Below are 22914 nucleotides of genomic sequence, written 5' to 3' on the forward strand. Positions count from 1 at the left end.
TGTCCAATATAGTGTTTACTAGAAGTAGTACTTCAAGGAGGTTAGGTCTGTTGAAAAACAAAATTATCTGGGGAGCGTTTTTGTGCTTTATAGCTAGTGTGTCATGGGGTGCAATGTTCCCAGTTGCCAATAGCGCATTCAAAAATATAGACCCGTTCTATTTCACATTAATTCGTTATGTTTCGGTAACATTTCTACTCGTCATTATTTTATGGTTTAAAGAAGGGACACGGGCTTTCCGCTTTGAAAAGAGAGGTTTATCCCTTTGGTTCTTCGGGACAATGGCATTCGTTGTCTATAACCTCTTCATTTTCTGGGGGCAAGATTTAATGGGACAACCCGGAACGATGGTAGCATCTATTTCAGAAGCTATGATGCCGATGATTTCTATTGTTATTGTCTGGATGATTAGTAGACATAAACCACATGGCTTCACGCTCACTTGTGTGTTTACTGCCTTTGTCGGTGTAATGCTTGTGATCACAAAAGGCGACTTACGCACATTCCTCACAGCAACAGATGACATTGTACCTTCATTACTCATCTTCATTGCGGTAATTGGCTGGGTCATTTATACAATGGGTGGAAATCGATTTAGTGAATGGTCAGCATTGCGTTATTCTACGTTAAGCTGTCTACTTGGTACATTCACTGCTTGTATAGTGGTATTCTTCGTAACGTTGACAGGTTATATTTCAGTCCCGACTATGGATACATTACAAGTGGTAACACCGCACATGTTGTTTATGATTGCATTCCCGGGTATCATTGCGTTAGTAGGTTGGAATGTCGGTGTACGCATCTTGTCTCCATTGAATGGTTTATTGTTTATTAATTTCGTGCCGGTGACCACACTGGTAATTTCCTATATTCAAGGATACCAGTTAACAATTTTTGATTACATCGGGACGGTGTTTATTATCGCGGCGTTGTTAGGAAATAATATATTCCTTCGGATACAGCAGAAGCGCAAAGATGAGGCCCGTCAATATAAGAAACATAGTATACAGCCTAGTGTGTAATTCAAATTGAGAAATGTACTGCATGAATTGCACAAAAAACAAAGAGGTATTCCAGGAATTTGGAATATCTCTTTGTTTTTGAAATTCTGACTTCCATTCGCTTTGTAGATGAACATTTTACATGTCCAGCGGTAGACTTTGCGGTTTATTATTCCTGCTTCGTCTAGTAGATTCATCCCTACAGAGATGCTGAAATATCCAATAATACTACTTGGTCAAGGTACAACAATATTTATAATTACTTCTACTGTATGAATACCCTACTTTAACTCACCAATTTACACAGTTGTATTTCCACAATATCCATAGCAGTAAAGTCTAGTCAATTGATTTATACTAGGCAATCTTTTACACTGTCTAGACATTAAATGATTTAAGCAGGAGTGAACGCATATGAAGAAATGGTGGCTATTACCTGCACTCGCCGTTTTTTTGGCTGCATGCGGTAACGATGAGGAAGCAAAGCCTGTAGAAGATGAGGATATTGCAGTTGATGTAATTGAGCCTGAGGATGAACCGGAAGTAACTGAACCTGATGAGACTGAAACACCTACAGAAGAAGCACCTGCTGAAGAGATACCTGCCGATGAACCGAACGCTTCATACGAACCTTCCAATTCTAATTTGTTAGGGCATGAAGAAGCCGAGGTATTGGCAGAGCATATTCCGTTGGACGAGTTAACAGCTCAAGTAGAAGCGAATAATCAAGGCAAACATATTATTCTTTTTGAAAATAAAAGCGGAAAAAAAGTGTATAAAAGTATCTTCATTAAGCATGATAATCATTTAAAGATTATTGATTTGAATGGTGATAAATTATTGTTTGAAGGTAAGCTGTAAGACAGATAAAAAGCGCACAGACATCCATTGTCTGTGCGCTTTTTTCATTTCAAATATCTTCTGGCTGATACATATTCCGATTTATACGGTTCTAGCGTCATAGGGATGATCTCCACTGTACGCTTTGGGTTCGGTGCATGAATCATTTGACCGTTTCCTGCATACATCCCGACATGGTGGATGATACCTTTACCTTTGTTGTAAGCAAAGAACAGTAAGTCTCCAGGTTGCAAATCCTTCTTCTGCACTAACTTTCCATTTAATGCTTGAACAGATGCATCACGTGGTATATCGATACCATGCTGACGATAGACAGAATAAGTAAATCCTGAGCAGTCGAGGCCAAATCCTGAAGTGCCTGCCCATAGATACGTTAATCCGTCAAAGAGTTTGGCTGTCTCCATGATTTGCTGTGTTGTTGGCTTTGGCATGACGCCATCTGCCCCAACTACCTTCACTGCAGTTTTGTCAATGTACTTTATCCCGTCAGCAGGTGTTTGGACAGCGAGCTTGTTATCCATAACATGAACTATTGGCAACGTCGTATTGAAGCTGATGGAACGGAAAGATTGCTTGCCACTTTCATCCATCGTAAGTGAAGCTGACTTCTTTGTCACCATAGCTGTGTCGCATGTTGCATAGTTAGGATATACGGTCGTTACATGATTCTTCAACATCCATCCAGGATAACCTGCAGCATTTTTAGGGGAGCTTTGATCAACTACTGCCACTTGCACCCAGTCCCCTTTTGTTTGTAGAACTTTTACCGTTTGACCATATAGTGCTTGAGTTTCTAATTTACCTACTAGCCATTGTTTTTCACGTAAACTCATCGCAGCAACCCACTTCGTAATATCAGGCGATTTGTTTGTGGCATAAGCATCTACTGTTCGCGATTTTCCTGGCTCTTTCCAGAGTGTCGTCACAGGAACATTTACTGTTTGCACTGGTGTATTATTCGGCTTAAAACACGCAGATTGTTCTCTGAAGTCAGGCTCAAGAATTCGTGCAAGAAATACTGCAAAGTGTCCACGAGTTAACGTTTGATTCGGTTTAAACGTGTTATCCAAATAGCCTGTCGTAACCGCATTTACAGATAGCTTTTGAATGTCCGATAAACCCCAATATGTTGCAGGCACATCACGGAATCGATACGTAGATTTACCCTTCAGATCGAATGCTCGAACGAATACCGCCGCCATTTGCCCACGTTTTAGATTACCATACGGTTGAAATTCATTTTTCTCGTTGCCCATGAAAATACCTTCATCAACCATTGCAGCGATGAGTGCGTAGTGGGAATGAGACACCTTTACGTCAGACAGCTTTGCATCAGGTCTATTCTCTACAGGAATTTTTAGTGCGCGTTGGATCATCCCTGAGGCTTCGAGGCGTGTGATCGGTTCGTTTACACGATATTTGGTATTTGGTTTTTCTATGATGATTCCTTTTTCAACTAAATAGTGTATTTCATCAGCTGCCGAGTGCTGGGGACGTACATCTTGAAAGACACTGGCAAGCGAGGTGGTTGGGAATGCATATAGGACCAGCATTATCGTTAGCGCTAGTGCGCATATCTTTTTCAAGTCTAGGACACTTCCATTCTCTTAAGTTGTTTTTCCTTAACTATACCTGAGGAATAATTCTTTGTATAGAAAGAATTCCAAAAAGTGTAACTGCATTTGACTTGTACACATGCAAAAAAAATCTCCCTTGAAGTGTTGTAACTTCGGGGAGATCTTTTGTTTACTGAATAGCAGTTCGCAGACTACTTTAATTCAATTTGTGATTACGTTAATATGTTCTTTAAAATTGCTACCGCTTGATCGATTTCTTCTTTTGATACTGTCAGCGGTGGTAATAGACGGATGACATTCGTTCCAGCAGGCACAAGGAGTAATCCCTGTTTTTCGGCCGCTTGGATGAATGGGGCGATTTCTTTATTTGAATGAATTCCAACTAATAAGCCCTGACCCCGAATCGAGTATTTATCATTTGGTAGTTCTGATTGGAGTTGTATCTTCAGGTACGCAGACTTTTCTTGAACATCCTGTAAGAAGGCAGGATCAAACACATGATTAACTACAGTTTGGGCAACTGAGATGGCTAATGGATTTCCGCCAAACGTTGTACCATGTGCGCCAGGTCCGAAGGTATCGAACAGCTCTTCGCCAGCTAGCAAAGCTCCAATCGGGAAACCGCCACCCAGACCTTTAGCAAGTGAGACAATATCAGGTTTTAATGCAGTTTGCTCGTAGGCATAGCGAGTTCCTGTACGTCCAATTCCTGTCTGAACTTCATCGATAATGAGGAGAATATTATGTTCATTACAGGCAGCCATAACCGCTTCAGCAAAAGCCGGTTCGATAGAGTTAACCCCACCTTCTGCTTGGATGACTTCTAGCATGATGGCAGCCACGCTATCGTTAGTTGCTTGTTTTAAAGACTCGACATCATTAAATGGCAATGCTTCAAAACTTTGAAGCATCGGGCCGAATCCTTGTTGGATTTTATCTTGACCGGTAGCAGCCATTGCGCCAAAGGTCCGCCCATGGAATGACTGTTTGAACGATAAGATATGGTGCTTGCCTGTATGTTTACGTGCTAGTTTAATCGCCGCTTCATTTGCTTCAGCTCCACTGTTACAAAATAACGCATATGACAGATCCGTATTTTTCGTTAATGATTCAGCAATTTTCTCCTGTTCTGGACTTTCAAATAAATTGGAAATATGCCATAACTTTTCGCTTTGTTCTTGCAAAGCTTTAACAATTGCAGGATGAGCATGTCCTAAACTGACGACTGCGATGCCGCTAGTAAAGTCTAAATAATCCTTCCCTTTATCGTCTGTCACTACGGTACCCTGTCCTTTTACGAGATGTACCGCACGTCTTGCATAGTTATTGAATAAATACGTCACGCGATTGCCTCCTCCTTGGTAATGACCGTGCCTTTTAATTTCTGACAGACGATCTGTACAGATGGAATACCCGCTTCTAGACAATCTATTGCCGCCATTACTTTCGGAATCATTCCTCCATAGATATCTTCTGATTTAATCCAGCCATAAATAGCTTGCGGTACCACTTCTGTCTGGGGCTGATCTTGAATCCGGATTCCTGATGTATCTGTCACCAATAATAAACTTTCCGCTTCGACCGCTAATGCAATTTGACTCGCGACTGTATCCGCGTTGACATTCAATGGATCACCAGTAGCAGTTGTACCGATACAAGAGATAACAGGAATAACTCCTGCATCCGATAGCGCATCCAAAACTTCTGTTTTAACTGTTTTAATTTCTCCCACATAACCATAGGTTTCAAAATCAAGTACATCACATGTAAATAAGTTCGCATCGAATCCACTTAATCCAACCGCCTTGATTCCTTCGTGATTGAAACGATGAACGAGCGCTGGATTCACTTGGCCAATCATGATTGACTGAACGATATCAATTGCTTCAGCAGACGTAACACGGAACCCATTGACAACAGTCGAAGCGACACCACGATTTTCAAGTTCTTGATTAATGTTTGGTCCCCCACCATGAACAATAATTACTTGAACACCATCTTGCTGTAATTTCTTCACACCCTGGAAAAAATTATCGCTTAATTCGTCTAGCATACTGCCGCCTAGTTTAATAACTTGTCTTTTACGTGCGGTATGTTGCGTTAATTTGGACGTAATCATAAGTAAGATCGCACCCCCATGCCATTCCTTGCCCAGCTCCCTGGTTTAACTCTATTGCAAATTTCACTTCATGCTGTTTAAGGTAAATTAACAATTTCTCTTCTGAAAACGGAATAGGTTCTCCGCCTTCTACTACTACAGTGTCACCGATATAGATTTTGATATCTTCCGGATCTATTGTGGCTCCGCTATATCCAACTGCCGCAATAATTCTTCCCCAGTTCGCGTCACAGCCAAATACTGCCGTCTTGACAAGCGGTGAGCCGACAACAGATTTTGCGATTTGACGCGCTTGTTCATCCGAAACTGCACCTGTCACTTTCGCTTCGATCAATTTGGTAGCACCTTCTCCATCTTTAGCGATCATTTTTGCCAAATCACGTGATACGGCATGCAATGCATCGATGAAAGATTGCCATTCGCGATGATCCGGAGTTAATGAGTGGTTACCCGCTAGCCCGTTTGCCATGACGAGAACCATGTCATTTGTTGACGTATCACCGTCTACTGTAATGGAGTTGAATGTTACATCTGTAATTTCTTTTAGTGCTGTTTGTAAATGCTCAGATTCAATATGGGCGTCGGTTGTGATGAAGCCAAGCATCGTCGCCATATTTGGTTCGATCATTCCTGAACCTTTTGCAACACCCGCTACCACTACTTCACGATCATCGATCACCGTTGCATAGGCAGTATTTTTCGTAACGGTATCTGTTGTTAAAATTGCTTGTGAAAATTGAATGGAACCTTCTAATGTGTCCATCGGTTGAAGCTTTTCAATACCTGATAGTAAAGGAACCATATTCATTTGTTCACCAATCACACCTGTTGAAGCAATCCCTACAAGATTGGAATCAATACCTAAGTGCTCTGCGGTTTTTTGTTGCATAGTTATTGCGTCTTGCATGCCTTGCTTTCCTGTACATGCATTCGCGTTACCGGAGTTAATAACGACCGCTTGCATTTTTTGTGTCTCATTGACAACTTTTTTTGTGACTTGAAGTGGAGCTGCCTGGATTACATTCGTTGTGAAGACACCCGCAACACTCGCTGGCACTTCGCTGACTAATAGAGCTAAATCATTTTTCTTATGTTTTAGCCCACAGTGAATGCCGACTGCCTTGAATCCTTTTGGTGAGATAATGTTTTTACGCGAGATGCGCTTCATACTTTCGATAGTTTCCATAGTAGTGCTCCCCCTCTAGTTCTCGTTTCCAAATTCATTGTTTAAATCCATAATGGAATGATATCGATTCCTGTTTTTTCATTTAGATCATATTGGATATTCATATTTTGTATAGCTTGTCCAGCGGCGCCTTTCACCACATTATCAATAACTGCTATAATCGTTGCCTGATTCGTTCGTGGATCTACCTTGACATGGATATCACAATAGTTGGAGCCATATACCTGTTTCGTACTGACCTTTTGTACGTCTGTCAAAATGCGAACGAACGGACTATCTTTATAGGTTTCTTGCAAGCAATTTACCAGCTGTTCTTCCGTTACTTGCCCATTCACTTTCGCATAGCTCGTTGTCATGATACCTCTCGTCATAGGAACAAGATGTGTAGTGAACATAATTGGATCCGGCTGATCGGCAAATGTATTCATTGCCTGTTCAATTTCCGGTATATGCTGATGTTGATGAATCTTGTATATAGAGAAGTTTTCATTTGTTTCACTGAAATGAGTCGCCTGGCTCGGTTTATTACCTGCACCGGATATACCACTTTTTGCATCGATGATCAATTGGCTACCGTCAATTAGTTTGTTTTTTAGTAACGGAAGTAAAGAAAGAAGTACCGCTGTCGGGTAACACCCTGGATTCGCAATTACTTCTGCATCGGCAATATCCTCTTTATTCCATTCAGGAAGTCCGTATACACTTTTCTCCAAATGTTCAATTGGCGGTGCTTCCTTTTGATACCAGTGCTCAAAAGTCGCTTGATCTTTCAATCTGAAATCTCCTGATAAGTCAATCAATTTAGGACCCGATCCGACCAATGGAGGAAGTAACTTAGTTGTAACGCCTGCTGGTGTACTGAAAAACACTGTGTCCAGCTTACTAATATGTTCAGGTTCTATAGCCTTCATCGGCTGATCGTGAATATTCACGAGATGTGGATATTTTTGAGAAAAGATCGTCCCTACTTCTGACGATGTGAATAAATCAATTTGTTCAATTTCCGGATGGTTTTGTAGCAACCGTATCAATTCTAGGCCACCATATCCAGACGCTCCTACGATTCCAACCTTCAACGCCATCACCTCTTTATTCATTAATGACAAGTATACGTATGTATAATTATAAAGTCAACTGTATTTTTATTTATTAACAGTTAACTTATAAATTCTCTTTCCTTTCTTAATAGAAAATCTATAACTTCTTCATCGCTATATGTTATTATTATGGAGTGTATAATATGATCAAATGAATAAGAAACTTTCAGGAGGCTATTATGGTAGATTTATTAAAATTATCCGGTAAAAATATTGTGATTATGGGTGTGGCAAATGAACGTAGTATTGGTTGGGGAGTTGCAAAAGCATTATTCTCAGTCGGTGCGAATGTCATTTTCACCTACCGTAAAGATCGTTCACGTGATAAATTAGAAAAAGCGTTAGCTAAAAGTGATTTTACAGCCACACAAATTGTACAGTGTGATGTGAATAGTGATGAAAGCATCGAACAGGCTTTCAAAATGATTGGCGAAGAAGTTGGTGTTATTCATGGAGTAGTCCATTCCATCGCATTTGCACATCAACAAGACTTGCATAATCCATTCGTCGAAACGACTCGTGAAGGATATGCATTCGCACAAGATTCCAGTGCCTATTCACTGGTAGCAGCAGCACGTGAAGCCCGTCATTATATGACAGAAGGCGGAGCGATCATTACGATGAGTTATTTAGGAGCAGAACGAGTTCTTGAAGGCTATAACGTAATGGGTGTTGCAAAAGCTGCTCTTGAAGCTTCTGTACGCTACTTGGCATCGGAGCTAGGTGAACAAAATATTCGCGTCAATGCAATCTCTGCTGGAGCAGTTCGTACATTATCCGCAAAAGGCGTTCCTTCCTTTAATACTATCCTCAGTCAAATTGAGGAGCGTGCGCCACTAAAACGTAATGTCAAACCTGAAGAGGTTTCAGATATGACAGTGGCAATGTTAAGTAATTTATCGAGTGGCGTGACAGGTGAAGTCATCTATGTAGATGCCGGCTACCACATTATGGGGTAATCTTCTGAAGGATTCTCTTAGGAGAATCCTTTTTTATGAGCTCTTTTCACGAAAATATAACTAATTATCTAAATACATACACTTTTCAAAGTATTTCAGGAGGAATTCCAAATGAATCAATTTACAAAATTTGATACGTTCAAATTAGGGTTGACGATGTTCGCTCTCTTTTTCGGTGCAGGAAATATGATTTTCCCACCGCTACTGGGTCAACTAGCAGGAACACAAACATGGATTACGCTAGTTGGGTTTTTAATAACAGGAGTAGGTCTTCCCTATCTCGGCGTAATTGCAGTTACCATGAGTGGTAGCCAACTAAGTGATTTAGCGAGAAAAGCATCTCCTTTGTTTGCCATGATCTTTCCATTAGTTATATATTTAGCGCTTGGACCGTTCTTCGGTGTTCCGCGTACAGCGACTGTTTCATTCGAAATTGCCGTTTCACCATTTGTACCGGAGTCGTACTCTAGGTTCGCACTGGCGCTCTTATCCATTGTGTTTTTTACAGTGACGATTTGGCTCTCATTTAAGCCAAATAAACTAGTCGATCGATTCGGAAGTATTTTAACTCCCATATTGCTAGCTATCGTAACGCTTATCGTCGTGACTGGTATTATCAAACCAGTCGGTGAAGCGGGCGCGCCGCAAGGATCTTATGCAGAAGATTATTTTTTCAAAGGTTTTATCGAAGGGTATGGAACAATGGACGCAATGGCTGCGCTCGTCTTCGCTATCATTGTAATTAATGCCGTGAAGGCAAAAGGTATTACAGATAGAAAAGCGATTACTTCTATTACGATGAAAGCAGGATCCATTGCAGTTATCGGGTTGAGCTTTGTTTATGCTGGATTAGCCTATTTAGGGATGACGAGTCGCTCTGTAGCAGAAGGCGCCACGAATGGCGGAGATATTTTAGCAAAACTTGCATATGCTTTGATGGGTAATAACGGATTATACTTACTTGGACTTGCAGTCACGTTAGCTTGCTTAACGACTTCAGTTGGACTGACGACTGCTAGTGCTACATATCTTTCTAAAGTCGTACCAAAGATCTCTTATAGAGCGTTTGTGTTTATTATTTGTACGTTTTCTACGATAGTTGCGAATGTCGGTCTCACGCAGTTGCTTGCAGTGACGATTCCTGTACTAGTAGGAGTATATCCTCTAGCCATTGTCTTAATAATCTTCAGATTGTTACACCCATTATTCAAAGGCTATCATGAAGTGTATAATTATGGCTTACTAGCAGCAGGTCTAATTGGATTCTTTGATGTGTTACGTGCATTCAATATCGATGTGGTACCGGTTACACATATATTGGAATTCCTACCATTATATAAACAAGGTGTCGGTTGGATTTTGCCTGCAATAGTGTTTGGTGCAGTAGGTTTTATTGTCGCATCTGCCCAAGGTAAGCCCCGTGTTGAATAGTAAAAAGCCTGTGGACATTCCACAGGCTTTTTACATGCTTATTATCGTTCAGTTTTATTGAGGTAGTATTAGCCAGCGTCTATAGAAAAACTAGTTTACTTATTGGAATTACTGTTCTTTCATCAATCCTTTATTGCCTTTTGTAATAATGGATTCGTAATCAATATATTCATAGATGTCGTCTTCGATATGACCGCTGAACTCTTTAAGTTCCCCCACTGTCAGGTCCTCAATCGCTTTGTTTTCCTGTTCACAATAAATGATGATTTTTCCAACGATTTCATGAGCATCACGGAATGGCGTACCTTTTGCAACTAAATAGTCCGCCACTTCTGTTGCATTTAAAAATCCACCTTTAATTGCTGCTTTCATATGCTTTTCATTTACCTCTAGAGTGTCGATCATTTTAGACATGATTTCCAAGCAATCTAGAACTGTATCCAGTGAGTCGAAGAATTGTTCTTTATCTTCCTGCATGTCTTTATTATATGTTAATGGCAATCCTTTCAACGTCGTCAGTAAAGCGAATAGAGAGCCATATACACGTCCTGTTTTACCGCGAATCAGTTCTGCTGCATCCGGATTTTTCTTCTGTGGCATGATACTGCTTCCTGTTGAATAGGCGTCTGAGATGGTGATGAAGCGGAACTCTTGGCTACTCCAAAGAATCAGTTCTTCACTTAAACGGCTCATATGCATCATAATGAGTGAGAAGTCGGACATCAATTCTACTAAGTAGTCGCGATCGCTGACGCCGTCAAGGAAGTTATCTACCGGCTTATCGAAACCTAGCAAAGCGGTCGTCACTTGACGATCAATATCATGCGTCGTACCAGCAAGCGCACCACAGCCCAGTGGATTTTCATTCAGAATCTCGGCCGCATTTTGTACACGTTTTTTATCGCGTTTGAACATTTGTGCGTATGCGCCCAAATGATGTCCGAAAGTGACGACCTGCGCGCGTTGCAAATGTGTGTAGCCTGGCATAATAACATTGTTTGCTTTTCCTTTTGCTTCAAGTGAATCAATTAAGACCTGCAACGCATCCATGACGACAGAAGTTTGATTTCTCGCATACTGTCTCATATCGACAGCTACTTGATCGTTTCGACTACGGGCTGTATGTAATTTCTTGCCTGTCTCCCCTACCCGCTCCGTCAAGTTCATTTCAATGAATGAATGAATATCTTCATAATTTCCTTCAATTTTTAGTTCGTCAGATTCAATATCTGCCAAAATTGACTGCAAGCCGTTCACTAGCAATTCACCTTCCTCCGGTGACAATAAATCCGAATGAACTTGCATCGTGACGTGTGCGATACTACCTGCGATATCTTCTCTATATAAACGATAATCGACGGGTAAAGAGCTATTGAACTTCTCCATGATCTCGTCTGCTTTACTACTAAAACGTCCGCCCCAAAGCTTCATTATTCATCAAACCTCTCGAATTGTATTTTTATACGTGACTGCGTATAACAACTTTTACTGTTACTTCCTTGCATTGTTTCTATTTTCTTATTTTGACACAGTAGAAGACATTTTTCTACTTTGAGTGCCGTTGCGTTTCCTTGCATAAACTGTACATTTATGGGATAATGATTGAACTACAAATGAATGAGTGATGACAATGATGAACTTTGCACCAATCCAACAAGTAAAAATATTTATGACCTCGCCCAAAATAAGCGAGGTTTTTTTGTTGTTTAAAGGCAACACTGTTAGAGGGGGGAAACTTTTATGACAATTCATGCACGCGAGCATTCTACTTCTGCCGTCTTAGCTATTTGGATCAGCTTATTGAGTAATGTGATCTTAACTGTATTAAAACTGATAGTCGGATTTGTTTTCAGAAGTCCCGTTTTACTTGCAGACGGTTTCCATAACGCAGGTGATGTGGTAGCTTCTGCCGCTGCATTGACTTCTATGCAAATTTCAAAACGACCGGCTGATGAAGATCACCCATACGGACACGGAAAAGCGGAGGTAATTGGTTCAGGTATAGTCGCAATTATTTTAGGATTGGCTGCGATCTATATTGCTTTCGAAGCTATAATGGCTTTATTTGAAGAACCTGCTACAGCAAGTAAAATTGCCTTACTGACTGCGATTGTGTCGCTAATTTGGAAATATATACTCTATATCTACACAATTCGTATCGGTAAAGCCGAGAACAGCAAAGGGTTAATCGCGACCGCGTATGATCACCTGGCTGATGTCTATGCCTCGCTTGCAGCAGTAGTAGGTATTGGACTTGCTTTAATTGGAGATGCTTACGCATTGCCGCTACTCACATATGGAGATCCTATCGCTGGGATTATTGTCTCTATTCTTGTCTTTAAAATCGCTATGGAGATCGGTAAGGAAAGTGTTGATATTTTAATGGAAAAAAACGTATGTGATGAGCGATTAAACGCATTTGAAGAATTGATTTATTCCATTCCAGAAGTGAAACGAATTGATCGCTTGCGTGGCAGGGAACATGGACATTACGTATTGGTCGATATTCGAATCGGTATCAGTGGTGATTTGACGATACAAGAAGGCCATATTATCTCGAGTAGATTACGTAATTTGATCATGGCAAAGAATGAAGACGTCGATGAAGTGTTAATTCACTTAAATCCGTGGTATCCCGAAAAACAATCCGGTATACTTACTAACGAGGAGTGAATAAAATGAGTACAGTAACAATCAAAACAATAGAAGTATGTGTAAAAGAAACAGAAGAAACCGTACGCTTTGCAGATGAGCATTTTTTACAGGAACCCATCTCTTACTTGAAATCTAATATAGCTGAATTTCTTTTTGTCGAGTCGCCTGACTTCGATGAGATCAAAGTGGATTCGCTGGCACTTGAAGTTGATGACATTTTCAAGACGTATATGGCGTTGTTTGGTTTACAAGGTAAGAAAAAAGAAGCCGAAACAATTCGCACATTTATTGAAGAAAAACTTCAGCACAACTTAAATGGCTTTAGTATTTCGTTTTCTGACAACGAAGGCTTCTGGGAATTGAATGTTCCGTTTGATTCTCTTAAAGGATTTGACGAGACGATGTCGATCCAAGATGCATTACAACTTTTGTATGAAGCACTTGTAGGTTTGCATGAAGTGAGAGCAAATAACTAATGGCTTCACAATTTATATACACGTATATTCGACACCGTGATGAAAAGGAATTATGTCGAATGGAAATGCGAGCTTTTTTCGGTCATTACGTGGAAGACAACGTGATCGTAAGTGATATTGCGGTGGATCCGTCACGAAGTCCGTTCATACAAACTCGCCTTGAAGTCTTACTGGATGCAGACAGTTTAGAATTGCTGGCAGACAAAGCTTCTGAGCTGAGGATCGATCAATTATTTAAGACAGTCTGCTTGAACGATATGAAGCTTGCAAGCACAGCTAAAATCGGTCATGATGATCGTCGCGAAATAGAGCGTACAATTGGATTACGTATCAAAGGCGAGCCAGAGTTGGATCATCCAGAAGTGTTTATCGGCATCATGCAATTGGATGATCACTGGTATGTTGGAAATTTACTTTACAGTTCTTCTGATTGGCATGTGCACCAACAGAAGCCACATATGTACTCCACTGCGCTTGGTACACGTTTAGCCAGAGCTGCTGTCAATATCGCTGTGCCACATCCTGAAGGGAAACGCGTCATCGATCCTTGCTGTGGAATTGGAACTGTCCTTGTTGAAGCACTCTCTATGGGTATCCCTATTGAAGGTCGTGATATTAATCCTCTTGTCGTCTATGGTTCACGGAAAAATATCGACTACTTCGATTTGGAAGGCAATGTCACAATAGGTCCAATTGCTGAAGTCGGCGAAGAATATGATGTAGCAATTATAGATATGCCGTATAATTTATTTACGCATATTACAGCAGAAGGCCAACTCGAGATTTTGAAAGAAGCTCGTCGTTTTGCGAAAAGCTGTTTAATTATTACGATTGAGAATATGGACGAAATGCTCGAAATTGCTGGATTTGAGATAGCCGATCGTTGTCTCGCTCGCAAAGGAACATTTTCACGTGAAGTAGTGCTATGTAAATAATGAAAGACGAGTGAGAAGATTTCTCTCACTCGTCTTTTTTATTGTGTATTTTGGAGGAGCAACTCATTTATTCGTAATTACATACTCCCCTGTGATTGGTCCGTTGATGAATTACAAATAATTTTGTTATATATCTCATTATGAAAAGTGTGAATTTTATAAAATAGGGGAAACAAAAGTAAAAGAGCAATTATCTATCACATTATTCTTTTTTATTATAGTGAGCTCTTATTCTTATAGAAGGAGTGAAGTTTATGTTTATTAGCATCATGAAGCTTTTAAGTGTTCTTTATCTATGGACATGGTTCGTATGGCCATTTGTTTTTGTCATATCGATAATCTATGCAATAAAGGAGCTCGTGAAGGAAGAGCCGGCATTTATGAAACCCGCAATCATCGCGTCGGTATCCTTACTAATTATTCTAGCGGGAATTAGCTCCCCTTCTTTGTTTTTATGAGGGTTTAAACGGAAGCTAGGGCGACTCGATGAGGATCAGCTTGAGCCACGCCCTCCGGAAAGCGTCCCCAGCTGGAGCTTCAATCCCATCGTAGATACTAGTTCCTCCTAGTATAAACATATTTAGATTTTAAACTAAACCATAAAAAAGGATGCTCTGTTAAGGCATCCTTTTTCAGTATACTTATTTAGTCAATGACACTGTATAATCTGCAAGTAAACGTGCTCCGTATCCTGTTGCAGATTTTGTGTAATAACCTTTCGACTTCTGCTTATCCATGACGCCTGCCATGTCCACATGCAACCAGTTATTCTTCGGTGCGAACTTGCGCAAGAAGAGGCCAGCCGTGATCGAACCGGCAACAGTTAGAGAACTCATATTATTGCAATCAGCATAGGCGCTGTCTAGTGTTTCTTCATACTCATCCACCAACGGAAGTGGCCAAACGAAGTCACCGTTTTGATCGCCTATTTTCTTCAGTTTAGCAGACAACTCTTCATCCCCGAAAACTCCGCCGACTTCTGTACCGAGAGCAGCGACAACAGCACCAGTCAATGTAGCAATATCGACTGTGTAATCTGCGTTTAATTCTCCTGCGCGAATTAATCCGTCCGCTAAAATCAAACGGCCTTCAGCATCGGTATTACCGACTTGTACACTGATGCCATTCTTATATTGAATTACTTCCCCAGGCATAACAGCGTCGGGTCCTGGAGTGTTTTCTACCATTGGAATCAGCACAACTACATTCACTTTGGCATCTGAATGAGCTAGAAGTGATAAAGCTCCGCTCACAGCTGCTGAACCGCCCATATCCATGCGCATATCACTGTCGTCGCGTCCGCCTTTCAAGCTGATACCGCCCGAATCATATGTCACGCCTTTTCCGACAAGAGCCACGAGTGGTTTCGATGCATCCGTCTGCAATGTCATCTCTACGAATGAAGGTTCATATTTACTACCGCGACAAACAGTCAACACGCCGTTCATCTCGCGTTCTTCGATTTCTTTTTTGCCAAGTACATCGATTTTCACTTTTGTCCCTTTGAAATGGTCTTTCAATACTTCTGGATACGTCTCCGGGTTTAGGACATCGGAAAGTTCATTCATCAAATCGCGAGAAAACGCCATAGCTGCTGCACGCACTTCTCCTGATTTGACTGCTGCATTGTCAGCACCTTTAACATTTAATGTAGTGACAGGGTCTGCTTTTTTGGATTGGTAGCGGTCAAAGTTATAAGCGCCAAGGTGCCATCCTTCGACGAAAGCCGTCACTGCTTCATCTACAGACGACCACTTTTGCCCTAGCTGATCTGCTTGGATCGAAGCAGAATCTACTTTTTGTGCCGCAAGATTGCGAGAGATTTCACCTGCAATACTGCGAATTGCATCTAGTGTTTTCCATTCTTTATTTTTTATCACGACTAGCTGTTTTCCGTCATGTACAAACGTGGAAAATCCTCCAGTTTGATTGTCGACAAATTGCTTCACCAAAAGATTCTTCGTTATTTTTGCATCTGTTGCGAATAAAATCTCTACATTAATGTGCATAGTTATAATAGCTCCCTTCACTATTTCGGTTTCCTAAATAGCTTATCACTTTTTACCTGATAGCGCTAAGAAGAGAGTGGCCAGTGGTCCTAAAAATAAGGAGAGTATAAACCAGTTCAATCCGCTTCTGTTTTTTCCTTGCGCTAATACTGCATTGATTAAAGCTAACGTGCCCCATCCTACAAAATATCCTTCATTCATCTTTCATCACTCCGTCATCTAGTTGTATTGTATGTATACGATTTACCTCACAGGTTGGTTTCGTTATTAGCTTTTAACGCAGAAAAGGAACATCCGTGATGTCCCTAGCAGTTCTCTTAACTTTATTAGCTACCAATTGATGTAGGTGCGTTATCATCAGTCGCATTTTGGTAGTTCTGATTACCAACTTTTGCTCGTACTTCTTCTTCTGTTAATGGTGGTGGAATTTCGTGATCTGCCAACGCTCTGTTTTCAAGTGGAACTTCTATGTTCTCCATGGCAGCATTCCTCGCATCCAATTCTCGTCCATATTGCTCACGTTGTTCTACAGTAGTTCGTTGTTCTTTTGATAAATCAGCCATTTCATCACCTCAATCGTACATTTTTACTTATCTTTCCCGTTATTTGCTATACTAAACCTATTAAGTAATGCGGAAGGAGTGGTATTACGTGACAACGATTTTAGTGGATGCAGATGGCTGTCCAGTAATCAATGAAACGATCGAGATAGCTAAAGAGTACGGCCTACCTTGTGTGTTAATATGTGACACTGCACACGAAATGCACCGGGAAGGCGCAGAAACGATTACTGTTTCCAAAGGTGCCGACGCAGTCGATTTTGTATTAGTGAACCGTATAAAAAAAGGGGATATCGTCGTCACTCAAGACTACGGATTGGCCGCTATGGCGTTGGCGAAACAAGGATTACCACTTGATCAAAACGGTAGATGGTATACAAATGACAATATTGATCAATTACTTGCGGCACGTCATAAAGCTCAGAAAATCCGACGAGCAGGAGGTCGTTTGCGTGGCCCGAAAAAACGAACTGCTGAACAGAATAAAGGTTTCATTTCCAGTTTGTGTGAGTTATGTAAAACCGTTCAGCATTAACCTACTCTAGATACTATAAAAACAGATCGCTAGTAATACTAGCGATCTGTTTTTATAGTATCTTTATGGCTTCACTTGAATAACCAAAATATCCGACTCTTCTATAGCATGTAAACTATGCCTTTCCATAGGCACCATATGCAAGACATTATCTGGTGTTACATCAACCGGCTCGCCTTCTACAATGAACCGCACTTTTCCTTTACGCACGATGATGAATACTTCTTTATTCGCATCATGCTCTGCTACTTCCTCACCTGCACGCAATTGAATATTCATAAAGGTTGCATTGTCAACGTTCGCCACTTTCTCCACATGCTTTTTCTTTTCAGTCAGCTGATTTTTTGTATCAATCAAATTCATTACTCTTCTCCCCTTTCAAAAACTCTTGCATAATCAGTTCATACGACTTCAGTTTATCATGAAAGTGATATGTAATTGAAACGAGCATGATTTCTTCTGCACCAAAATCTTCCGCTATTTGTTCCAACTGCCTACGAGCTGATTTTGGCGTACCGACTATCATACGCTCGCGATTCAATTGAACAAGTTCTCGTTCCAGTTGACTATACGGATACGCTGCCGCTTGCTCTGGCGAAGGTGTCCCCTCTACTTTCATTCCTTGTTGTTGCATAATCATTAACAAATCCAATGAGGACGCAATCCAATCTGCCTTTTCTTCTGTCTCTGCACAAAACAAAAATACCGCTACCGCTTGCTTCGGTGAATGTGTATACGCAGACGCTTGGAAATAATCTCGATAATACCTCGCAGCCTCCCTACCTCCTTCACTATTAATGAATTGTGCAAACATATAAGGTAGTCCTTTTTGAGCTGCTAAACCCGCTGACTCTTTACTTGTGCCTAACATCCAGATGGGTGGTGCATTATTCGTCAGTGGGGTTGCTTTCAATCCTTCATATGGATGATCTGTAGGCAACGCGTCGTGAAGATACATATGCAGGTCGTCAATTTGTTGGGGATATTGGTCACGATTTAGATATTCGCCGTTGTTGAGAGCATATGTTGCTCGGGGCATCCCTGCTGGAGCTCGCCCGACACCCGCATCAATTCTCCCAGGGAATAAGGCTTCTAACACTTTGAAGTTTTCTGCCACCTTATAAGGGGAATAGTGAGGTAGCATGACACCGCCTGATCCGATTCGGATCTTCGAAGTGACTGTAGCCAAATGCGCCATCAGAATTTCAGGAGATGAACCCGCCAGAGTTGGAGCATCGTGATGTTCGGATACCCAAAAGCGGCTATAGCCCAATTCTTCGGCTTTTTTCGCCAAGGTGGCGGTTTGCTGAAAAGCTTCATGAGCATGACTGCCGGATGTAATGGGAGATTGATCTAATATACTTAATTGTATTTTCAAGACAAGTCCTCCTCTACTATTGCATATAGTCTACAAGAAGCCACTGCAAAATTCACAGCTCGTGCTCGCTATTATTTAAAACGGAGGTTACCCTATGCCAATCATCCAATCTGTCAGTACAGTTAGTCCGCCTGTTGATTTGTCACAGGAAGAGGCTATGACATTTGCTCGTTCGTTATTTTCGGATTCATTTAAAGATATCGACCGCTTATTAAAGGTGTTCCAAAACGGTGAAATTGATTCACGTCAAGTATGTATGCCGTTGGAATGGTATGCGGAGCCCCATGATTTTGAAACGAAAAATAATTTATACATTCAGCATGCTGTTGCACTCGGTAAACAGGCAGTCGAGAAATGTCTCACCAATACGACAACGCTTGAGCGTCCCGTGAATGCAGCCGAAATAGACGCGATATTCTTTGTTTCAAGTAGTGGCATCTCCACCCCAAGTATCGATGCGCGTCTTATAAATCAATTACCATTTCGACATGATATTAAACGTATTCCAATTTGGGGTCTTGGCTGCGCAGGTGGTGCTTCGGGTATGAGTCGTGCTTTTGATTACTGTAAAGCCTATCCTGAATCGAATGTTCTCGTACTCGCTGTTGAGCTTTGCAGCTTAACATTTCAACGAGATGATGTGTCAAAAAGTAACTTGGTCGGTGTATCGTTATTCTCTGATGGCGTAGCTTGCGCACTTGTTTCCGGAGAACAGTCTACCATCAAAAGTACACGGCCGATGCCTCATATCCGTGCAACGTCTTCCCGTTTCATGCCTGATTCAGAGGATGTAATGGGCTGGAACATTAAAAATGATGGCTTGCATGTTGTATTTTCAAAGAGTATTCCAAACGTCATCAAGAGTTGGTTAGGGCCATTTGTACATCAATTCGTGGAAGATCGTAACCTTTCAATGGAAGATGTACAACATTTCGTTGCCCATCCGGGCGGTAAAAAAGTATTAGATGCTTATCAAAAAGCCTTGAATATGAATCCAGAGCAAACCGCTACGTCGAAAAAAGTGTTGCAATACCATGGAAACATGTCGTCTCCTACTGTGCTGTATGTACTCAAGGATTTTATCGAGCAACAGCCTGCGGAAGGTGAATACGGTTTAATGGCAGCGCTTGGTCCAGGCTTCTGTGGAGAGTTACTGTTGTTGGAGTGGCAGTAAGATGAGCAGGCTCTTCTTGTTTGTTTTTATGATCGTCGTCATTCAACGGTTAGTCGAATTGGTCGTCGCCAATCGTAACGAGAAATGGATTCGCAGTAATGGCGCAGTAGAAATCGGTGCGTCTCATTATAAATGGATGGTTCTAATGCACACGGCATTTTTCGTTTCCTTATTATTCGAAGTTCTTGTATTCGAACGTCCTCTCTCACCGTTCTGGGGCGTTTTGCTTGGAATTTTCCTATTGATGCAAGTACTGCGTGTTTGGTGTCTATCATCGTTAGGGAAGTTCTGGAATACTAAAATTCTCATACTACCTGGAGCGGACGTACAAAAAAAAGGACCTTATCGCTGGATTCGCCACCCGAACTATGTCATTGTCACAACTGAACTGATTGTATTACCTTTACTATTCAGTGCGTACTTCACTGCAGGACTGTTTCTATTGCTGAACATCTGGATGCTATCCGTTCGGATTCCCGCTGAAGAACGTGCACTGCGAGAGCTTACCAATTATAATGAAGTATTTTAATGAAAAAAGAATGAAAACAATTCCTTGATCTGACCAGGAATTGTCTTCATTCTTTTATTTATTCATTAGTGCTTACAATCAACGGTGTCTTACCACTCACTTAGTCATTCTTTTATTCACAAGCCCGTCCGTCACTATTGCCATCCATCTGTTCTTTATATGCCGGGTGGCCTTTCTTAACGCCCTTTGGATACACTTTACGAAGCTCTGTACAATTCTTGAAATCCTGTGTTTCACCATAGACAGAGATCTTCACTGAATCTGCAGGATATTTCTCACTGTCAAAACCGCGGTCTGTGGTGTAGTCTTCCAACGTCCAGATTCCAATGCCGGACTTCTTCGCTTGTTGCTCCGCCTTGTCAAATGCATCTAGATGCCGTGTGTTCGGTGGATACACATAAGCGACTCTCGCCAATCCCTCTTTCAATAACTGTTCTTGCACACTCTTGCCGTCTATGTATATATACGCTAATAACCTGCCGTATTTGTCATATTTCCCGCCTACATCAAACTCGATTTCGAGCTGACCTTTTTGCAGTAGTTCTTGATTTCGAACTTTTGCTTGCTGCCCATACGGCTGCTTGCCAAGACGTGGATGGTTCGTTTCCGGTGTATCAATTAATAAATACCGTACATTTTCTTCTTTACCTTCATACATAATCTTGATCGTATCGCCGTCAATTGTTTTCACTAATTCGACAGGAATCAGACCTTGACGACTCGGCTCTTTTTCTTCATCGTCAAATAGTTCTGGGAAATATATGGCGGCAATCGCAACCCCTAGAGCAATTAAGAATGAAGTGATCCTTTTCTTCCGTTTGTTTGGTGTCGTTTTTTGCATTGTTTTGTTATTCATCAGAACCTCATTTCTATAAGCTAAAACCTAAATAGGCTAAGCCTATCCCTACTGTGAACGTGAATAGTGTATAACCAATGGCCTGGAATTTTCGGCCTTCAGCCCAGTACATCCAAATCTCTTTCATTAACGTAGAATAGGTCGTCAAAGCACCTGCTACACCAGTCGCCAAGAACAATGTCCAACCGAGTGAAAGATTTGATCCTATGATCCAGCCAATGAAGAAGCTTCCAATAGAATTAACAAGCAACGTTCCATATGGTAAACGGTCACGATTGAGCTTGGTAGATACCTCGTAACGCAAAAGCGCTCCTATAAATCCGCCACAACCAACTGCTATAAAGTGCCAGATCATAACGTTCGCCTCCTAGCCAATGAAAAACCAAGTGTTGCCATAGCTAGTCCACCTAATAAACTACTACCGACGTAGGCACCGGCAAGTCCAAAAAATCCGTCACTTAGCAATTCAACCGTTTCTACACTGACAGCTGAAAACGTCGTAAATGCACCAAGGAATCCCGTAGTTATAACCGTCACTGCTAGAGGGCTGAGACTTCCTCCAAGACGAGCACGTTCCACTATATAGCAAAGTATAAACGTGCCGACTATGTTCACCAAGAACGTCGCGACAGGAAAAGAACCGCTGACGATCAGCAGCTGACCGACCAGCAGCCTTGTGCTCGCTCCAAAAGCACCAGCCACACCTATGTACAGACGTTTTCTCATATGTTCACGACCTGACGTCATTCGATAATATATCCGAGTGAATGAAGTACATTATTAATGAATGAATGTGTATATAAATAGACCCCTTCTTGCTCAGGTGCTTGGATGATATCGTGCTCAACGTCTTTCCATCGTTTCAACTGAAGTTCAGATAAGTTTTGTGCGAATGCCCACTTCCGTGTGTAATCGATGTTCGTGATTTGATCTGCTTCTCCCGTATGAAGTAACAGCGGTACATCTTGGATAATTAAATCAGGTTGCATGACAGACTTCATAAGTGTCTGCAATTCACGGTACCAGCCGCCTGTCACAATGGATACATACAGTGGATCTTCAGCGAATTGCTCTAAAAATTCTGGATTACGTGATAGGAGTTCCGGCGTTATTTCATGATCCAATGTCATCGATTGAGACCATTTTGTAAACATTTTCGCCCGAATTGGCGGGTGATGTTCCAAGTGTAGCCAAGGCGATGTACAGATCACTCCCGCACATTCAATTCGTTCCATCTGTAATAAACGAAGTAAGAACGTAGCTCCTAATCCATGTCCAAATAAAAATACAGGCAAATTATCATCTAATCCGCTACGGATCATTTTCTTGATAAATCTGCGGTAGTCCTTAAATGCTTCTGCATGCACTTCGACACTTTCTTTGCCGTGCCCAGGTAAATCTCCCGCCACGACGTGAAAACCGTCGCTTCGAAATTTCTGTATAAGCCATACATATCTTCTATGATGTTCATAAGCGTTATGTACAAGAACGATAACACCTTTTGCCTTACCTTCTGCTTCCCATTTCCACAAAGTTATCACTCCTTATTTAACTATCTTATTCTATCCATTTCATT

At 41.3% G+C, this 22914-nt stretch carries 26 protein-coding genes; 11 read left to right on the forward strand and 15 right to left on the reverse strand.

The window, feature by feature from the left end; translation table 11 throughout:
- Positions 1-50: 50 nt before the first annotated feature.
- On the forward strand, positions 51-1022 hold the full coding sequence (locus tag CSV74_RS10980; RefSeq protein ID WP_099691678.1) for a DMT family transporter: 972 nt from the start codon (positions 51-53) through the stop codon (positions 1020-1022).
- A gap of 393 nt (positions 1023-1415) precedes the next feature.
- Positions 1416-1862: a hypothetical protein gene (locus CSV74_RS10985; protein ID WP_099691679.1), complete on the forward strand. Its 447-nt coding sequence runs from the start codon at positions 1416-1418 to the stop codon at positions 1860-1862.
- Between the two features lie 44 nt (positions 1863-1906).
- On the opposite strand, the gene CSV74_RS10990 is transcribed toward CSV74_RS10985, so the two are convergent.
- From CSV74_RS10990 to argC, 5 genes are all read right to left on the reverse strand, one after another.
- Positions 1907-3448, reverse strand: coding sequence for an NlpC/P60 family protein (locus CSV74_RS10990; protein WP_099691680.1), 1542 nt, complete (start codon positions 3446-3448; stop codon positions 1907-1909).
- Between the two features lie 203 nt (positions 3449-3651).
- Complete coding sequence (locus tag CSV74_RS10995) at positions 3652-4782, reverse strand: acetylornithine transaminase (RefSeq protein ID WP_099691681.1); 1131 nt, start codon at positions 4780-4782, stop codon at positions 3652-3654.
- Positions 4779-5558: an acetylglutamate kinase gene (argB, locus tag CSV74_RS11000; protein WP_099691682.1), complete on the reverse strand. Its 780-nt coding sequence runs from the start codon at positions 5556-5558 to the stop codon at positions 4779-4781. Before argB ends, CSV74_RS10995 begins: the two co-directional genes overlap by 4 nt.
- Entirely contained in the window at positions 5521-6744 is a 1224-nt protein-coding gene (gene argJ, locus CSV74_RS11005; protein WP_099691683.1) for a bifunctional glutamate N-acetyltransferase/amino-acid acetyltransferase ArgJ, read from the reverse strand. The genes argB and argJ overlap by 38 nt, the downstream gene beginning before the upstream one ends.
- A 41-nt stretch (positions 6745-6785) precedes the next feature.
- Positions 6786-7826, reverse strand: a complete 1041-nt coding sequence (gene argC, locus CSV74_RS11010; protein WP_233190878.1) for an N-acetyl-gamma-glutamyl-phosphate reductase — start codon at positions 7824-7826, stop codon at positions 6786-6788.
- A gap of 194 nt (positions 7827-8020) precedes the next feature.
- Here argC and CSV74_RS11015 point away from each other — a divergent pair, with 194 nt between their 5' ends.
- Both CSV74_RS11015 and brnQ read left to right on the forward strand, forming a co-directional pair.
- Positions 8021-8800: an enoyl-ACP reductase FabI gene (locus CSV74_RS11015; protein ID WP_099691685.1), complete on the forward strand. Its 780-nt coding sequence runs from the start codon at positions 8021-8023 to the stop codon at positions 8798-8800.
- Positions 8801-8911: 111 nt separating this feature from the next.
- Entirely contained in the window at positions 8912-10231 is a 1320-nt protein-coding gene (gene brnQ, locus CSV74_RS11020) for a branched-chain amino acid transport system II carrier protein (protein ID WP_099691686.1), read from the forward strand.
- Positions 10232-10339: 108 nt separating this feature from the next.
- Here the strand turns inward: brnQ and argH are convergent, their stop codons facing one another.
- Positions 10340-11662 (reverse strand): argininosuccinate lyase, encoded by a 1323-nt coding sequence (gene argH, locus CSV74_RS11025; RefSeq protein ID WP_099691687.1) that lies wholly within the window; start codon positions 11660-11662, stop codon positions 10340-10342.
- Positions 11663-11971: 309 nt separating this feature from the next.
- Here argH and CSV74_RS11030 point away from each other — a divergent pair, with 309 nt between their 5' ends.
- The 4 genes from CSV74_RS11030 to CSV74_RS11045 all read left to right on the forward strand — a co-directional run bounded on the left by CSV74_RS11030 (position 11972) and on the right by CSV74_RS11045 (position 14755).
- Complete coding sequence (locus CSV74_RS11030) at positions 11972-12904, forward strand: cation diffusion facilitator family transporter (protein WP_099691688.1); 933 nt, start codon at positions 11972-11974, stop codon at positions 12902-12904.
- A 5-nt stretch (positions 12905-12909) separates the two neighbouring features.
- Positions 12910-13362, forward strand: a complete 453-nt coding sequence (locus tag CSV74_RS11035) for a hypothetical protein (protein WP_099691689.1) — start codon at positions 12910-12912, stop codon at positions 13360-13362.
- The gene (locus CSV74_RS11040) at positions 13362-14297 is read left to right on the forward strand and encodes a TRM11 family SAM-dependent methyltransferase (protein ID WP_099691690.1); all 936 of its coding nucleotides are present in this window, start codon (positions 13362-13364) and stop codon (positions 14295-14297) included. The genes CSV74_RS11035 and CSV74_RS11040 overlap by 1 nt, the downstream gene beginning before the upstream one ends.
- Before the next feature lie 254 nt (positions 14298-14551).
- The gene (locus CSV74_RS11045) at positions 14552-14755 is read left to right on the forward strand and encodes a hypothetical protein (protein ID WP_029055155.1); all 204 of its coding nucleotides are present in this window, start codon (positions 14552-14554) and stop codon (positions 14753-14755) included.
- 183 nt (positions 14756-14938) lie between these two features.
- Here CSV74_RS11045 and CSV74_RS11050 read toward each other — a convergent pair whose 3' ends face one another.
- The 3 genes from CSV74_RS11050 to CSV74_RS11055 all read right to left on the reverse strand — a co-directional run bounded on the left by CSV74_RS11050 (position 14939) and on the right by CSV74_RS11055 (position 16869).
- A complete protein-coding gene (locus CSV74_RS11050) occupies positions 14939-16306 on the reverse strand; it encodes a leucyl aminopeptidase family protein (RefSeq protein WP_099691691.1) in 1368 nt (455 codons plus the stop codon).
- Between the two features lie 45 nt (positions 16307-16351).
- Positions 16352-16507, reverse strand: a complete 156-nt coding sequence (locus CSV74_RS16770; RefSeq protein WP_169535198.1) for a hypothetical protein — start codon at positions 16505-16507, stop codon at positions 16352-16354.
- Between the two features lie 125 nt (positions 16508-16632).
- Positions 16633-16869 carry a hypothetical protein gene (locus CSV74_RS11055; RefSeq protein ID WP_037562287.1) on the reverse strand — a complete coding sequence of 79 codons (237 nt, stop codon included), beginning with the start codon at positions 16867-16869 and terminating at the stop codon, positions 16633-16635.
- Between the two features lie 88 nt (positions 16870-16957).
- Here CSV74_RS11055 and CSV74_RS11060 point away from each other — a divergent pair, with 88 nt between their 5' ends.
- A complete protein-coding gene (locus CSV74_RS11060; protein ID WP_029055153.1) occupies positions 16958-17401 on the forward strand; it encodes a YaiI/YqxD family protein in 444 nt (147 codons plus the stop codon).
- Positions 17402-17464: 63 nt separating this feature from the next.
- Here CSV74_RS11060 and CSV74_RS11065 read toward each other — a convergent pair whose 3' ends face one another.
- Both CSV74_RS11065 and CSV74_RS11070 read right to left on the reverse strand, forming a co-directional pair.
- Entirely contained in the window at positions 17465-17764 is a 300-nt protein-coding gene (locus tag CSV74_RS11065) for an AraC family ligand binding domain-containing protein (RefSeq protein WP_099691692.1), read from the reverse strand.
- Positions 17751-18779 (reverse strand): LLM class flavin-dependent oxidoreductase, encoded by a 1029-nt coding sequence (locus CSV74_RS11070; RefSeq protein WP_099691693.1) that lies wholly within the window; start codon positions 18777-18779, stop codon positions 17751-17753. Before CSV74_RS11070 ends, CSV74_RS11065 begins: the two co-directional genes overlap by 14 nt.
- A 94-nt stretch (positions 18780-18873) precedes the next feature.
- Here CSV74_RS11070 and CSV74_RS11075 point away from each other — a divergent pair, with 94 nt between their 5' ends.
- Positions 18874-19953 carry a type III polyketide synthase gene (locus CSV74_RS11075; protein ID WP_099691694.1) on the forward strand — a complete coding sequence of 360 codons (1080 nt, stop codon included), beginning with the start codon at positions 18874-18876 and terminating at the stop codon, positions 19951-19953.
- 1 nt (position 19954) lies between these two features.
- Complete coding sequence (locus tag CSV74_RS11080; RefSeq protein ID WP_029055149.1) at positions 19955-20482, forward strand: isoprenylcysteine carboxyl methyltransferase family protein; 528 nt, start codon at positions 19955-19957, stop codon at positions 20480-20482.
- 112 nt (positions 20483-20594) lie between these two features.
- Here CSV74_RS11080 and CSV74_RS11085 read toward each other — a convergent pair whose 3' ends face one another.
- The 4 genes from CSV74_RS11085 to CSV74_RS11100 are packed head-to-tail and all read right to left on the reverse strand — an operon-like array spanning position 20595 to position 22879.
- Positions 20595-21338 carry a thermonuclease family protein gene (locus CSV74_RS11085; protein WP_233190880.1) on the reverse strand — a complete coding sequence of 248 codons (744 nt, stop codon included), beginning with the start codon at positions 21336-21338 and terminating at the stop codon, positions 20595-20597.
- Positions 21339-21351: 13 nt separating this feature from the next.
- A complete protein-coding gene (locus CSV74_RS11090) occupies positions 21352-21693 on the reverse strand; it encodes a fluoride efflux transporter FluC (protein ID WP_099691695.1) in 342 nt (113 codons plus the stop codon).
- Positions 21690-22064 carry a fluoride efflux transporter FluC gene (locus CSV74_RS11095; protein WP_158231790.1) on the reverse strand — a complete coding sequence of 125 codons (375 nt, stop codon included), beginning with the start codon at positions 22062-22064 and terminating at the stop codon, positions 21690-21692. The genes CSV74_RS11090 and CSV74_RS11095 overlap by 4 nt, the downstream gene beginning before the upstream one ends.
- A 17-nt stretch (positions 22065-22081) precedes the next feature.
- The gene (locus CSV74_RS11100) at positions 22082-22879 is read right to left on the reverse strand and encodes an alpha/beta hydrolase (protein WP_233190882.1); all 798 of its coding nucleotides are present in this window, start codon (positions 22877-22879) and stop codon (positions 22082-22084) included.
- Positions 22880-22914 lie beyond the last annotated feature (35 nt).

Source organism: Sporosarcina sp. P19 (assembly GCF_002743165.1).
GTDB classification, from domain to species: domain Bacteria; phylum Bacillota; class Bacilli; order Bacillales_A; family Planococcaceae; genus Sporosarcina; species Sporosarcina ureae.